Source organism: Martinezella sp. CNPSo 3732 (assembly GCF_057784515.1).
In genome coordinates this window covers 425,260-440,363 of the sequence record NZ_JBXSOO010000001.1, presented here as the reverse complement: position 1 = coordinate 440,363, position 15,104 = coordinate 425,260, and the positions used below count along the sequence as shown (strand labels likewise).

At 58.8% G+C, this 15,104-nt stretch carries 13 protein-coding genes; 8 read left to right on the top strand and 5 right to left on the bottom strand.

What is annotated here, in order from left to right; translation table 11 throughout:
• The first annotated feature begins 69 nt into the window (after positions 1-69).
• The 5 genes from AC13RM_RS01940 (at position 70) to AC13RM_RS01920 (ending at position 6,540) form a co-directional block, all read left to right on the top strand.
• Positions 70-1,347, top strand: coding sequence for an ABC transporter substrate-binding protein (locus AC13RM_RS01940; RefSeq protein WP_285172477.1), 1,278 nt, complete (start codon positions 70-72; stop codon positions 1,345-1,347).
• 117 nt (positions 1,348-1,464) lie between these two features.
• Positions 1,465-2,340 (top strand): carbohydrate ABC transporter permease, encoded by an 876-nt coding sequence (locus AC13RM_RS01935; RefSeq protein WP_285172476.1) that lies wholly within the window; start codon positions 1,465-1,467, stop codon positions 2,338-2,340.
• On the top strand, positions 2,340-3,191 hold the full coding sequence (locus AC13RM_RS01930) for a carbohydrate ABC transporter permease (protein ID WP_113229150.1): 852 nt from the start codon (positions 2,340-2,342) through the stop codon (positions 3,189-3,191). The genes AC13RM_RS01935 and AC13RM_RS01930 overlap by 1 nt, the downstream gene beginning before the upstream one ends.
• 39 nt (positions 3,192-3,230) lie before the next feature.
• Positions 3,231-4,382 carry an ABC transporter ATP-binding protein gene (locus tag AC13RM_RS01925; RefSeq protein WP_440477801.1) on the top strand — a complete coding sequence of 384 codons (1,152 nt, stop codon included), beginning with the start codon at positions 3,231-3,233 and terminating at the stop codon, positions 4,380-4,382.
• Positions 4,383-4,398: 16 nt separating this feature from the next.
• Entirely contained in the window at positions 4,399-6,540 is a 2,142-nt protein-coding gene (locus AC13RM_RS01920) for a beta-galactosidase (RefSeq protein WP_440477802.1), read from the top strand.
• A 50-nt stretch (positions 6,541-6,590) separates the two neighbouring features.
• Here AC13RM_RS01920 and AC13RM_RS01915 read toward each other — a convergent pair whose 3' ends face one another.
• The 5 genes from AC13RM_RS01915 to AC13RM_RS01895 all read right to left on the bottom strand — a co-directional run bounded on the left by AC13RM_RS01915 (position 6,591) and on the right by AC13RM_RS01895 (position 12,588).
• Positions 6,591-7,460: a shikimate dehydrogenase gene (locus AC13RM_RS01915; RefSeq protein WP_488554520.1), complete on the bottom strand. Its 870-nt coding sequence runs from the start codon at positions 7,458-7,460 to the stop codon at positions 6,591-6,593.
• 139 nt (positions 7,461-7,599) lie between these two features.
• A complete protein-coding gene (locus AC13RM_RS01910) occupies positions 7,600-8,271 on the bottom strand; it encodes a TetR/AcrR family transcriptional regulator (RefSeq protein ID WP_440477804.1) in 672 nt (223 codons plus the stop codon).
• An 83-nt stretch (positions 8,272-8,354) separates the two neighbouring features.
• On the bottom strand, positions 8,355-10,241 hold the full coding sequence (locus tag AC13RM_RS01905) for a bifunctional sugar phosphate isomerase/epimerase/4-hydroxyphenylpyruvate dioxygenase family protein (RefSeq protein ID WP_440477805.1): 1,887 nt from the start codon (positions 10,239-10,241) through the stop codon (positions 8,355-8,357).
• An 83-nt stretch (positions 10,242-10,324) separates the two neighbouring features.
• Positions 10,325-11,665, bottom strand: coding sequence for an MFS transporter (locus tag AC13RM_RS01900; RefSeq protein WP_440477806.1), 1,341 nt, complete (start codon positions 11,663-11,665; stop codon positions 10,325-10,327).
• Positions 11,666-12,102: 437 nt separating this feature from the next.
• Positions 12,103-12,588 (bottom strand): Lrp/AsnC family transcriptional regulator, encoded by a 486-nt coding sequence (locus tag AC13RM_RS01895; RefSeq protein ID WP_285172462.1) that lies wholly within the window; start codon positions 12,586-12,588, stop codon positions 12,103-12,105.
• 171 nt (positions 12,589-12,759) lie between these two features.
• Between AC13RM_RS01895 and AC13RM_RS01890 the strand changes: the two genes are divergently transcribed.
• Genes AC13RM_RS01890 through AC13RM_RS01880 form a run of 3 tightly spaced genes read left to right on the top strand, consistent with a single transcriptional unit; the run spans position 12,760 to position 15,095 of the window.
• Complete coding sequence (locus tag AC13RM_RS01890; RefSeq protein ID WP_440477807.1) at positions 12,760-13,539, top strand: ABC transporter ATP-binding protein; 780 nt, start codon at positions 12,760-12,762, stop codon at positions 13,537-13,539.
• 44 nt (positions 13,540-13,583) lie between these two features.
• Positions 13,584-14,357 carry a transporter substrate-binding domain-containing protein gene (locus tag AC13RM_RS01885; protein WP_440477808.1) on the top strand — a complete coding sequence of 258 codons (774 nt, stop codon included), beginning with the start codon at positions 13,584-13,586 and terminating at the stop codon, positions 14,355-14,357.
• Between the two features lie 12 nt (positions 14,358-14,369).
• On the top strand, positions 14,370-15,095 hold the full coding sequence (locus AC13RM_RS01880; RefSeq protein WP_374816635.1) for an ABC transporter permease: 726 nt from the start codon (positions 14,370-14,372) through the stop codon (positions 15,093-15,095).
• Positions 15,096-15,104 lie beyond the last annotated feature (9 nt).

Here is a 15,104-nt window from a genome sequence, read left to right as displayed (position 1 = left end):
TTTCTGAAGGTTAGAGGCTGCCTGCATCTGTAGGCGGGCCTGGATTTGATGTGCCTCGGGAGGAAAAAGATGGCATCGAAGAACGAACTTTCACTTATCAATGCAATCAAGGCGTCTCGGCGCCAGTTCATGATCGGCACGGGCGCTGCCCTGGCGACCACGGCGCTTTATCGCCCGGCAATTGCCAATGGCGGCGAGGTGACGATCATTTCGGATATCGGCAATGCCGGACAGCGGGCCGTCCTTGACCGCATCGCCGCTGATTTTACCAAGAAGACGGGGACGAAAGTCACCATCAACAATATGGATCACGAGGCGCATAAGACCGCTATCCGCAGCTACCTCGTCGTCGGCGCCCCCGATATCTGCTTCTGGTTCTCCGGCAATCGAATGAAGGCTTTTGTCGATCGCGGACTGTTCGACGACATTTCCGACCTGTTTGTGAAGGAAGGCTATAGCGACAAGCTCGGTGCCACGATGACGGCAGTCACCGTCAACGGCAAGCAGTACGGTCTGCCGCTTGGCGGCATTCTCTGGGGTCTTTTCTATCGCAAGGACGTTTTTGCCGAGAAGGGCTGGACAGCGCCGACGAACTGGGACGAATTCCTGAAATTCGGCGAGGCGGCGAAATCCGCCGGCATGACCCCGATCAGCATGGGCACAAAGGAACTGTGGCCGACCGGCGGCTGGTTCGACCACATGAACCTGCGTATCAACGGTCTCGACAAGCATCTCGCCCTCATGGAAGGCAAGATCGCCTATACCGACCCGATGCTGAAGCCGGTCTTCGACAAATGGGAAGAACTCATCAAGGCCAATTTCTTCTCCGCAAGCGGCCCATCCTTCGGCTGGGAACAGGCGGGCGCGGCTCTCGCACAGAAGAAGGCGGCGATGATGGATCTCGGAGGCTTTATCAAGTCCGCCTTCCCAGCAGGCGACGAGGCCCAGATCGCCTTCGCCCCCTTCCCGGAAATCGTATCCGGCGTCGAACGCTATGAGGATTTCTCGGTCAACTCGGTGCACATCCCGGCCAAGGCGAAGAACCGGCAAGGTGCGCGCGATTTTCTCGCCTACTTCTACCAGCCTGACAATCTCGGCGCATTCCTCGAAGCCGAAGGCACCATTCCGCCGCGCAACGATTGCCCGCCGAGCAAGGACCCCTTGGTCAACATCGCCGTGGAATCGCTCAAGGGCGTGAAAGGTACTTCGCAATATTATGACCGCGACACCGATCCGGACATGGCGCAGGACGGCATGAAGGGCTTCCAGGAGTTCACGGTCAAGCCCGAGCGTCGCGACCAAATCCTGGCGCGGCTCGAAAAGACCCGCGCGCGCATTTTCAAATAGTCCTCCCGGACCAAGGCGCGGCGGGCATCGGCTTTAAGCCCTCACCCCGCCGCGCCTGCCTTGAAAAGCCCGCACCTTGCGAAGTGCCTCGAATTATCGAACCAAGAAGTCTGAGCCATGTGGAAAAAACACAGGAACTGGCTGACGCCTGTCCTCTTCGTCGTGCCGGGATGCATCCTATTCGGAACGATCATCATCGCTTCCTCGGTGGAATCGATCTGGATTTCATTCTTCAATTGGGATGGCGTCGGGCAGAAGAGCTGGGTGGGACTGGCAAACTATTCCGAACTCTTTGCCGATCCGCAATTCTACGTCTCGCTGAAGAACAACATCATCTGGCTCGTCATGTTCATGGCGGCGCCGCCGCTTGGACTGGCGCTGGCGCTGCTCGTCAACCAGCAGATCGCCGGCATGCGGATCTTGAAGTCGCTTTTCTTCATCCCGCTCGTGCTTGCGACGGTCACGGTCGGCGTCGTGTTCGGCTGGGTCTATGATCCGAACTACGGGCTTCTTGCTCTCATCTTCAATCTCTTCGGCGCGACGGCGCCTGCCCTGCTCGCGGACGAACATTTCGTCACTTTCGCCGTGGTCGCCGCCGCGCTCTGGCCGCAGATCGCATTTTGCATGGTGCTCTTTCTTGCAGGCCTCAACAATCTGAGTTCCGATATCATCGGGGCCGGACGTGTCGATGGCGCCCGCGGCTGGAACATGCTTTGGCACGTCGTTCTGCCGCAATTGCGCCAGGTGGGTTTCATCGCTCTTGCCGTGACCGTTGTCGGCGCCTTGCGATCCTTCGACATGATCGCGGTGATGACATCGGGCGGTCCCTTCGGCTCGTCGGAGGTGTTGGCCTACCAGATGTACGAGCAGTCGATCTTCTCCTATCGCTTCGGCTACGGCGCGGCGATCGCCACCATCCTCTTTGCAATCATGATCGTTTTCATCACCTGGTATCTGCGCGTCATGATACGCATGGAACGGGAGACACGCTGATGTATCCTCGCCCGATCCCCGAAGAAAAGCCCGCGCTTCGCGGCCTTTATGCCGCCTTCGTCGGCCTGATCCTCATACTCTGGCTGCTGCCGCTCTTTGCCGTCATGCTGACGGCGGCCAAGACGGCCGATGAAATCATGGCAGGCAAATACTGGACGTGGCCCGAGCATTTCAATCTCGTCGAGAACTTCCAGTCCGTCTTCCAGCAGACGAACATGTGGGGCTATTTCATCAACAGTCTCATCATCACCATGCCCTCGGTGCTGCTGGTCCTCGTATTCTCGACGCTGACCGGCTATGTGCTTGCCCGCTATAATTTTCGCGGCAATGCCCTGCTCTTCTCGCTCTTCGTCGGCGGCAACTTCCTGCCTGCGCAGATCATGATGATCCCGGTACGCGATCTCATGGTTTCAGTCGGCCTATACGACACCTATTTCGCGCTAATCATCTTCCATGTCGCCTTCCAGACCGGCTTTGCGACGCTGTTCATGCGCAATTTCATCGCGGCTCTGCCGGACGAGTTGTTCCAGGCGGCGCGCGCGGAAGGCGCCTCCCCCTGGCAGACGATGCGCCACGTCGTTCTACCGCTGATGCGGCCGGCGCTCGCCGCCCTTGCGATCCTGATCTTCACCTTCGTCTGGAACGATTACTTCTGGGCGATCGTGCTCACACAGAGCGACGTCGTGAAACCGGTAACGGCGGGCCTGAACAATCTCAGAGGCGAGTGGACGTCCGCCTGGAATATCGTGGCGGCGGCAACCTTGTTCGTCGCCGTCCCGCCGGTCCTGATGTTCTTCCTGATGCAGAAGCATTTCATCGCGGGCCTGACCATGGGCGCCGTCAAGGGCTGACATGTCCCGCACCGCGCGAACAGATTTGGAGTATCACTCATGAGCCATGTAAAGCTGATCGATATCGACAAACATTATGGCGGCTATCATGCCCTGCGTTCAATCAATCTTTCCGTCGACAAGGGCGAATTCATCGTCATGGTCGGCCCGTCGGGCTGCGGCAAATCCACCACGCTGAAGACGATCGCCGGCCTCGAAAGCATCAGCTCGGGCGAGATTTGGATCAACGGCCGCAACGTCACGCGCGAGGAGCCGGGCGATCGCGGCATCGCCATGGTCTTCCAGTCCTACGCGCTTTATCCGCATATGACGGTTGCCGAGAACATGGGATTCGGCCTGAAGATGGCGAAGCGCCCGCAAGTCGAGATCGACGCAGCCGTCAAGCGCGCGGCCGAAATCCTCAGAATATCCGATCAGCTCGACAAGCGCCCGAAGCAGCTTTCGGGCGGCCAGCGCCAGCGCGTCGCCATCGGCCGCGCCATCACCCGCGCACCGGAGGTGTTCCTCTTCGACGAGCCGCTCTCCAATCTCGATGCGGCATTGCGCACGCAAATGCGCGTGGAGCTTTCGACCCTACACCAGCAGCTCGGCTCGACGATGATCTATGTGACGCACGATCAAGTCGAGGCAATGACCATGGCGAGCCGCATCGTTGTGTTCAACAAGGGTATCATCGAGCAGGAAGGCGCGCCGCTCAATCTCTATCACAATCCGGCAAACCAATTCGTCGCTGGCTTCCTGGGTGCGCCACGGATCAATTTCATCAATGCAAAGCTCGTTTCCCTTCGCGACGGTGTGGCTGAAGTAGCACTCGAAGGCGGCGGCGCGACGGTCATGGTTCCCGTTGCCGATGTCGGCGATCTTAAGGCTGAGTCCCATCTCACCCTGGGCATTCGGCCGGAATCGCTGAAGATCGGCCCCTCCACCGAGGAGGTCGCCATCTCCTTGGACGGCAAGGTCCGGCTGGTCGAGCAGCTCGGCCGCGAAACCGTTCTTTATGTCGATGCAGGCCCTCTTGCCACGATCGGCTCGGAAAGCGGCACGCGCAATTTCACCGTTCAGCTCGGTAACGCCACGAGCTTTTCGGCTGGCGAGCAGGTCAAGCTGTCCGCCTCGACATCCTCCCTTTACCTCTTCGGCCCCGATGGCAGAACCCTCAGCCGGCCGAAGTCAATCATTGCCTCTCTGTAAGAAAGCTTGTGACCTCATGAAAGTTTTGGAAAGAAAGCCGCTCTCTGTCTGGCGGACGCTCAATCTCGACAGCTTCATGGTCGGTGTGCCGCATTATCCCGAACATGTCGACGAGAGCTATTGGGACCGCGATGCCGAACGCATGGCCGCTGCCGGTTTCAATACGGTTCGCATGGCGGAATTCGCCTGGCATATCATGGAGCCGCATGAAGACCATTTCGACTTCTCGCTCTTCGACAAGGCGATTGCCGGCCTGGCCAAGCACGGCATCAAGACCATTCTCTGCACCCCGACGGCAACGCCGCCGCGCTGGCTAACGGCGAAGTACCCCGAAGTCCTGCGCGTCGATGCCAATGGCAGGCAGGCAAGCCATGGATCGCGCCAGCATTGCGATACGACGAGCCCGGTGCTGCGCCGGCACAGCCAACGCATCACGCGTGCCATGGCCGAGCATTATCGGTATAATCCTGATGTCATCGGCTGGCAGACGGATAACGAGCTCAATACGACGACTTCCGAAAGCTATTCGCCATCCGCGCTCATCGAGTTCCAGAGGTTCTGCCGCGCGAAATACGGCACGATTGAAGCCCTGAACTTTGCCTGGGGCGGCGACTTCTGGGCGACGGCTTATCAGACATTCGACCAGATCGTCTTCCCGAAGCCGATGAACCCGTCTTTCTCCAGCCCCGGACACGTGCAGGACTATCATCGCTTCCTCGCCTTCGCGACGGCGCTCTTCCAGCACGATCAGGTGGAGATCCTGAGGTCGACCAATCCCGCATGGTTCATCTTCCACAATCTCGGCAACCTTGCCGACATCGATTTCCGCGGCCAGTTCGGTCAGGATCTCGATTTCATCGGCTTCGACATCTATCCGTTCCTTTATGACGAGATGCGCCGTGGCGGCGGACATGCGATCACGCAGGCCTTCCATCTCGACCAATGCCGCGCCTATTCCGGCAATTTCATCGTTCCGGAACAGGCTTCCGGCCTCGGCAGCCAGCCGGGTTTCTCCTCATCCGTGCCGGAGCCCGGCGAGATGCGTCGCATGGCGATGACCTCCGTATCGCGCGGCGCTGATGGCCTGATGTTCTTCCGTTGGCGGCCGGCGCATTTCGGCGCCGAGATCTACTGGAACGGTATTATCGACCACGATGACATCCCGCGCCGCCGCTACGAAGAAGCCACGCAATTCGCGTCCGACATCCGCAAGATCGAGGACAAGCTGCTCGGCACCACCGTCCGCATGGATATTGCCATCGCCGGCGCGGATTTCGACAATCAGGAAGCCTACAAGACCTATGCGATCGGCCTGCCAAGCCCGATGCAAGATGCCGCCCATCTGCACCGGGCCTGCTATCAGGCCGGTATCGCCTGCGGCTTCATCCATCCGGAAGATGATCTCTCGCGCGTCAAGGCGCTCTATGTTCCCCATTGGGTCATGTGGAAGGAAGAGTGGTCGGCGGCGGTGGAAAAGTTCGTCGCCGATGGCGGCACGCTCATCCTGTCGGCGATGACAGGCACCCGCGACGACAACAATCATATCATCCGCACCCAGGCACCGGGCAAAGCGCTCTCGGAGCTTTCGGGCGTGCATGTCTATGAATTCGGTCCTGTCTCCGCTCCGGGAGCGGATGGACTGTTCACCGGCTTCCGCGAGAGCGGCATCGGCAGCCATCAACCGTCGCCACGTCCGGCGGCAACCTCGGCCTCGCGTAAATACGCTTATACGATCGGCAATCGCCAGCTCGAGGCCGGGCACCTTTACGAGAAGCTGGAGATAACGGCTGATACAGAGACCGTTGGCCGCTGGTCCGACCGGTTCCTGGAAGGCACGCCGATGCTAACGCGCCGCCGGCATGGCAATGGCCAAGTCTACTACCTCGGCACCTATCTCACGGCGCCGCTTGCGGAGGTCATTCGCGAGCTTCTCGTCAGCAAGGGTGTTGCCGCACCACTGGTACAGGATCTGCCTAATGGTGTCGAAGTGTCCCTGCGCGAAGGTGATGGCAGGAGGCTGCTGTTTGTGCTCAATACAGAGCATGAAACGAAGATCGTCAATCTACCGTCCGGTAACGACCTGCTGACCGGTAAAGCCATATCGGGCACGACCGAACTCGCCGGCTACGCCGTATTGGTGATCGAGCAATCAGTCTGATACCAACTGTGACGCCTCCGGCGCCGAGGATGCAACTTCGGCGCCGACGTTTAGGCGCGCAGCGAATTGAAGTGCCGCATCATACGCTCAGCTGCCGGACGGATGCCGGTGAACAGTTCGAAAGCCTTCACGGCCTGGAATACCGCCATGCCACCGCCGTCGAGAACGCGACACCCTGTCTGTCGGGCGCATTTCACCAGCTCGGTTTCGATCGGGAAATAGACGATTTCCGCGACCCAGAGACGATCGGATAGAAGTTGCGCGTCGAGCGGCAACCCGGGATGAGCGGCCATGCCGGTCGGCGTTGCATGAACCAGACCATCAGCTGCATCCAGTGCCGCAGCAAGGTCATGACCGACCGAGAAACGGCAAGCGACGTGTGCCGGCTGAAGCTGGTCGACCAGCGCCCGCGCGCGCGAGGGGTCGAGATCGAATATCTCTAGGGACTGCGCGCCCATTTCAGCCACCGCATGGGCAACGGCAACGCCGGCGCCGCCAGCGCCCAGCTGCACGACACGGGCGAGCGAAACGCCGGCCAACCCGCGCCTAAAGCTTTCGGCAAAACCCCACCAATCGGTATTGTGGCCGATCCTGCGGTTCCCTTGGAAAACGACCGTATTGATGGATCGCAGCGTCTGGGCATCGGGCGAAAGCTCGTCCACCAGCGCGACGGCAGCCTGCTTGCAGGGGTGAGTGATATTGAGGCCGGCAAACCCCCGCGCCTCGGCTTCGTTGATCAAAGCCGGAAGATCCGACACGGAGAGACCACGTGTATCCAAGTCGATGAGATCGTAGCGGTAGGACAGGCCGCAATGCTCGCCTTCGCGCATATGCATGGCTGGCGTCAGCGATCGGCCGATCCCGGCGCCGATCAATCCGACATGAAGTTGACGCGGAACAATGGCGGCTTGAGTGTTCAATCTTTCCTCCCGAGCAGCAAAACAAAGCCATGCTGCAGGCCTGCCTGCAAAATGTACGAACTAGTACGTAAAGTCAATATGAGGCATGATCAAGGGCCGCAGCAAAACGCCAAAGCCAATCAAATGACGCCGCGCCTCGTCAGATCATTTCGAAGGAAGGATGCCTCAGAAATGCAAGGATCGCATCGACGATGAGGGATTTGTGCCGCTTCTTCAGAGCTTCGGACGACAGGTCACGCTCGAAGATCGCCCCGAAAGTATGCCGATTGGAAACACGAAAGAAGCATTGGGCGCTGATCATCATATGCAGATCGACCGGGTCTACCCTGCGCACGAAGCTGCCATCGGCGTAGCCCCGTTCAAGGATGTCCGTGATGATATCGATGACGGCGATGTTCATCTGCGACAGGACGACCGAACGCTTCATATGTTCGGCGCGATGAATGTTTTCGATACTGACCAGCCGTACGAAATCCGGATTTTGATCATCGTGATCGAAGGTGCTTGCGATCAATTGCGCCATAGCCTGAACGGGCGGCATGTTTTCGAGATCGAGCTCGCTCTCCAGCGTGCGGATCTTCGTATAGGCTTGTTCGAGAACGGCAAGATAAAGCCCTTCCTTGCTGCCGAAATAATAGTAGATCATGCGCTTGGACGTCTTGGTGCGCTCGGCGATCTCATCGACGCGCGCACCGGAAAAACCGGCTGCAACGAATTCCTCGGTGGCGATCTTGAGAATATTTTCCTTGGTCGCGTCTGGATCGTTCTTTCGCGTAAGACGCTCGATCTTGGCCGCTTGCGCTTTGGTCATGCCTTGCCCGTCTTCCTGGGTCTGTCCCTGCCCAACATTGAAGATCAAAGCTTTAACACAGGCTTCACGCGAATGGGGAGAGCCTAAAGTTTCGGCAGACCAATCGGCCGCAGGTGACGCCTGAGCGCTGCGATGCGGAAAATGGCATTCGCCGCACCATATCCACGATAGCCGCTGCGCTGGACGATTTCGAAGAAGAAGCCTTCGCCGTAAGTGGGGCTGTAAAGCTGGAAATATTCGCCGTGATCGTCGCGGTCATAGAGGATGTTGTGCGCCTTCAGGCGGTCCGTGAAAGCCGGCTCGAGGCCGAACCTCGCCTCCAGGTCGTCGTAATAGTTGGGCGAGATCACCAAGGTGGCAAAGCCGTTATCCGATAAGGCAGCCGCAGCCGCAAAGATATTATCGGTCGCAAAGGCCAGGTGCTGGATGCCGGAGCCAAACGTTTCGGCGATGAAATGCCCGGCGAGCGTGTTGCGGTTTTCAGCGCCGTTCAGCGTGATGCGCAAGCTGCCCGGCTCGTTTTCGACGACCTGGCTGCGAACGACGCCGGCGGGATCAATAATGTCGACCATCGGCGTCTTATGTGCATTCAATATCGCGGTATAAAAGAGCAGCCAGGTCAGCAACTCCTCATATTTCATCGTTTGCGCAACATGGTCTATGCCCGTCAGCCCGACAGGCCGCAAATCGGTATCGTCATTGACCGGATCGAATTCGATCTCCCATATGCGGCCGAGCGCGCTCCTGCGATCGAGGAAATACAGGATGCCGCCGCCAACGCCCCTGACGCCAGGCATTTCGATCTCGCCGGGATTCAGTGGTTGTTCAAAACGTTCGGCACCCAGCGCCACGGCCCGCGCGACTGCGGCTTCGGCATCATCCACCCATAACCCCATCGCATAGGCCGACTGCCCGTGCAAAGCGTAAGAAGCGCCCGCAAACCCGTCCGGATCGGTATTGACGACCAGATTGATGTCGCCTTGCCGGAAGACATCGACGCGCTTGCTCTTGTGGCGCCCGACATGGCGAAAGCCCAGTGCGCGCAGCCGATCAGAAAGGCCGGACGCCTCCGCTTCATCGATCGTAAATTCGATAAAGGCAACGCCCTCCACCTCGGCGCGCGCCGGCATCGGCGGCAAGGTGAGGCTACTGCTTTCCGTGCGACGAACCTGGTCACCGAGATAGATGAGAGAGCGCCTGCCATCGACGGCGATGGCGGTCGGCGAGCCGCCGCGAAACTGGTCGTTGAAAATCTCCAGCGAGAGATAGCCATCATAGCCCGTCGCGGCGACGGCCTTCATGAATTCGAGTACGGGAAGGTCGCCTTCCCCTGGCATGTTGCGGAAATGACGGCTCCAATAGAGCAGATCCATGTCGATCAGCGGCGCATCGGCAAGCTGAATGATAAAGATCTTCTCTTTCGGGATCGACCGGATCGAATTGACGTCGATCTTGCGCGAAAGCGTATGGAAGCTGTCGAGAATAAGACCGATATTCGGATGATCGGCGCGACGGACGATTTCCCAGGCATCGCGGTGATCGTGAATATGCCGACCCCAGGCGAGTGCCTCATAGCCAACCCGCAGGCCGCGTTTGGCCGCTCTCTCGCCAAGCTCGAAGAAGTCGGCTGCGGCGCGATCAATCCCGCCCAGCGCGACGGACGAGACATTCGAACAAACGAGAACGAGGTCGGTCCCCATCTCCTGCATCAGGTCGAATTTGCGCTCGGCGCGATCGAAGGTTCGGCTGCGCAAGGGTTCGGGCATGCCTTCAAAGTCCCGGAAGGGCTGAAAGAGCGTGATCTCCAGTCCATGATCCCTCACCATCTGACCGACCTGGCGTGGTGATTCATCGAAGGCGAGGAAGTCGTTCTCGAAGATTTCGACGCCATCGAAACCTGCCTTGGCAATGGCTTGAAGCTTTTCTTTGAGATCACCGCTGATCGAAACGGTCGCAATCGAGGTTTTCATTGTTTCATCCCGTTACTTGACGATTTTCAACAAACTCATCCGCGATCGCGACACGTCATTGCTGCTCAGATCAGGACTGGCCGCTAGATCGCCCGATCGGCGTGGCGAACGGAAGCTGCCAAGCGTCGTTCATCCCTGCCAAGTTGATCGATCGGCGTTCGGTAGGTCTCTGTTGCGGTTGCGGCGGAAATGGCGGCAATCAAGGCTGTGATCGAGGTAAAGACGGCAACCGGCACCCAGCCCATCGGCCCTGTGCCCATCACAGCTGCGCTGATGGTCGGCGCGAAGCCGCCGAGCGCAAAGCCGATCTGTGTGCCGACCGCCATACCTGACAGACGCACACGGGTGTCGAACATTTCCGCATAGAGCGCCGGCCAGATGCCGTTCGATGCACTGTAGACCACGCCTGAAAGCAGGATGCCGAGGACGAAGACGAGCATGAGGTTGTTCTGGCTGATGGCCCAGATGTAGGGCCAGATCAGCACCGCGCAGCCGACGGCGCCAAAGATGAACACGGGCTTGCGGCCGATGCGGTCTGCGAGAATGGCCCATGCGGGAATCGCGCCCAGCGCCACGATATTGGCAAGCACCAGAACGGTCAGCATCGTCGAGCGATCGATATGCATCGTGTTGACGGCATAGGACAGGGTGAAGACGCTGAAGATCGTGCTGACGACCGAAATCAGCGCCGCAAAGATGATGCGCAGGACATCCGCCCAATAATTGGTGAGCAGCGAGACAAGCGGCAGTTTTGTGGCCTCGCCCCTCTTGGTTTCCTCCAGAAAGGCAGGTGTTTCCGCAAGCGTGCGGCGAACCCAGAATCCGACGATGACCACCACGAAGCTTAGAAAGAAGGGAATACGCCAACCCCATGACATCAATGCGGTTTCATCGAGCTTTCCAAGCGGAATGAAGACCAATGTTGCAAGGATCAGTCCGGCCTGAGTTCCGCTCAGCGTGAAGCTGGTGAAGAAGGCGCGTCTATTTTCAGGCGCGTGCTCGAGCGTCATGGAGCTGGCGCCGGCCTGCTCGCCGGCAGCCGAAATGCCTTGCAGCAAGCGCGCCAGAACCAGAAGAATGGGCGCCACGATGCCAGCCTGACTATAGGTTGGCAGGCACCCGATGATGAAAGTCGAAAAACCCATAAGGAGCAGGGTGAAGGTAAGCACCTTCTTGCGGCCGAATTTGTCGCCGATATGACCCAGGACCACTGCGCCCAGGGGCCTCATGATATAGGCAACGCCAAAGGTCGCGAAGGAGGCGATGGCCGCCGTTTGCGGGTCTTCCGCCGAGAAGAATATCTTCGGGAAAATGAGGGCCGCTGCCGTACCGTAGACGAAGAAATCATAATATTCGACGGCGCTTCCCAACCAGCTCGCAAGAGCTGCGCGCTTGGGTGTTTTATGTTCGATTTGTGTTTTCATGGTCGTTCCTCCCCAGAGCATTCGGATGTCAAGGACATATCGCAACCGAGCGCATCCGGCCTCCGCCTGCACCCGCTTGCAAGGACATCCGAGATCATCCTGACAGTCTTCGATGCTGCACAACGCAGCACCGTCACTCCTCGCCAACAATAATGTACGAACTAGTTCGTTGTGTAAAGCGCCGGCAACCTGCCATCCCGCAGCGCGTTGTTGCGAGCAATAGAAACAATGCGTTGAAGCAGCTTGTTACGTCACAGCCTGAGGCGGTGAAGTCCTTGCAGTCGGACTGAGCGCGCCTGCAGCGGCCGCATCATTATTCGTTGAAAATCTTGAAGGTCAGGCAATATGAGCCGGACCAAGGGTAATTCCTTCTCGCCTGGTACATGTAGAAGATAGGCGAGTACGGCGCGCCCACAGATCATCCCGCGACCCGCGGGTTACCGGCCGGCCTCGTTGCCATCTGCCAGCGGCACGAACAATCCAAGCTTGACGTCACGCAGCACCACATTCGTATGCATGCGCCGGATCTGCGGATTTTCCGCCATGATCACGGCGGCGATGTCGTCATAGTGCTCGACATCCCTGGCGGTGACGATCGCAATGAGGTCGACGGCGCCCGTGACATAATAGACCTGCTGGATATGGTCCTGCTTTTCCGCCCAAAGGCGGAACTTGGCAAGCGCATCGTAATTGTCCCGCTCGATCTCCATGCCGACGATGAACACCATCGGCGTCCCGGTCGCCTTGCGGTCCACAACTGCGATTTCCGCCTTGATGATACCGTCCTCGCGCAGCCGCTTAAGGCGCCGCTGCACGGCTGAAGTCGAAAGGCCGACCTCATCGGCGATTGCTTCGGCGGTGAGTTGGCAATTGCGCTGGACGATATCGAGAATATCGCGATCGAAGCGATCCAGATTTTCCATTCCCACTCCGTTCGGCGTCGATGAAATTAGGCGACGACATCTCTATTCCATCACAAAAGATGCACAAGAAATACATTTTTGCTTTTTATATGCAAAATAATCGGAAATTGCGCGCAAATTCCGCTCCCCTTCGCGATATTCTCCGCAAATTGTTTTTCATCGGAATTTTATATGACAGAGCTGCCCTCCCAGGCTCTTTGCGTGGAAGATCTCCACAAGAGCTTTGGGTCACATCAGGTCCTCAAGGGTGTTTCTACCATCGCCAATCAAGGGGACGTGATTTCCATCATCGGCTCGTCCGGCTCCGGGAAAAGCACGTTCCTGCGCTGCATAAACCTGCTTGAGATGCCCGATCGCGGACGCATCGTCGTCAACGGCGAGGAAGTCGCCTTGAAGGGCGGGCGCCAAGGGCAGATGCAGCCGAAAAGCTGGCGCCAGATCGAGCGGATGCGCAGCGGGCTGGGCATGGTATTCCAGAGCTTCAATCTTTGGGCGCACATGACCGTTCTCGAAAATATCATCGAGGCGCCGGTGCATGTCCTCGGCGTTCCCCGCCGCGAGGCGATCGAAAAGGCAGAGGCGCTTCTCAATAAAGTCGGACTTTACGACAAGCGCGACGCCTATCCGGCCTTCCTCTCCGGCGGTCAGCAGCAACGCGCAGCGATCGCGCGCGCACTTTGCATCGATCCGGCCGTGATGCTCTTCGACGAGCCGACATCGGCACTCGACCCCGAACTGGTCGGCGAAGTCCTCAAGGTCATCCGTGACCTCGCCGAGGAGGGCCGAACCATGCTGCTGGTCACGCACGAGATGCGCTTTGCCCGCGATGTCTCGAACCATGTCCTCTTCCTGCATCAGGGACGGATCGAGGAGGAAGGACCGCCCAGGCAGATCTTCGACGCCCCGATCAGCACCCGCTGCCGGGAATTTACCGGCATGCTGACGACCTGATCCACATCCCATTCACAGACAACATCATTAGGAGAATCCCTTAAATGAGACTGGTTTCCGCTCTATTCGCCGGACTTACGCTCGCGCTCTCTTCGATGACGGCGCAGGCCGAGGTTCGCTTCGGCATCATGAACGAATCCTACCCGCCCTTTTTCGCCAAGGATGCCTCCGGCAAATGGCAGGGCTGGGAAATCGATATGATGGACGCCGTTTGCGAGCAGATGAAAGAGAAATGCTCGATCGTCGAACTTTCCTGGGATGGCCTCATTCCAGCGCTGCAGAGCAAGAAGTTCGATGTGATCTGGTCGTCGATGTCGAACACGGCGGAGCGTTCAAAGATCATCGATTTCACCGACAAATATTATAATACGCCCAGCACGCTGATCGGCCCGAAGGACCAGAAGCCCGGCGCGACTGCAGACGACGTCAAGGGCAAGACCATCGGCATCCAGGTCTCGACCATCCAGTCGGAATATTACAAGAAATATTTCGCCAAGATCGCCGACGAGAAGACCTACCAGACGCTCGACGAGGCGTTTCAGGATCTTGCCGCCGGCCGCATCGACTATGTCTTTGGCGATTCGCTTGCACTTGATGCCTTCCTGAAGAGCGACAGCGGCAAGGATTGCTGCGCCAAGATGGGAGATGTCGCCGACGACAAGGAAGTCCTCGGAGCCGGCGTTTCCGGCGGCCTTCGCAAGGAAGACACCGAGCTGAAGGCAAAGCTCAACGCGGCAATCGCCGCGGTGCGCGCCAGCGGCAAATACGACGAGATCACCAAGAAGTACTTCAGCTTCGATATCTACGGCGCCAAGTAAACGATCGCGGCGATGGCGACCTCCCAACAAGGCATTCTGGAGCTGCTCTCCCCCTATCCTCCCGGATGGGGCGGAGTGCTCTTGAGCGGGGCCGCCTCCACGGTCGCCATCTCCGCCGGCGCTTTTCTGATCGGCCTTCTGCTTGGTACTGGCGGCGCGTTGGGCAAGCTTTCGGGCATAAGGCCGCTCCGGCTACTGCTCGAACTCTATACGACGGCAGTCCGTGCCGTTCCCGAGCTGATCCTGATCGTCGGCCTCTATTACGCGGGCATGGATGGCCTCAATCGGCTCCTCGTTGCGCTCAATCTGCCGGCTTTCGAATTGAATGGCTTCGCTGTCGCGGTCGCCGTGCTCGGTTTCGTGCAGGGCGCCTATATGACGGAGGTGTTGCGCGGCGCGATCTTGGCGATCCCCGTCGGCCAGATCGAGGCGGCCAAGGCTTTCGGCATGGGACCGCGGCTGCGTTTCCGTCGCATCATCCTGCCCGCCCTACTGCCGAACGCTCTGCCCGGTCTTGCCAATCTGTGGATGTCGGTCACCAAGGACAGCGCTCTCGTCGCAGTCGTCGGCTACCAGGAACTGGCCCTCGCTACGCGTCTCGCCGGCGCAAGCACCAAACACTACTTCATCTTTTTCCTGGCATCCGCTTTCATCTATCTCGCCCTTACACTCGTTTCCAACCTCCTGTTCAACCTATTGGAGCGGCGTGTGCGGCGCGGCCAACCGAAGCTGGCCTGAGGAGTGCCG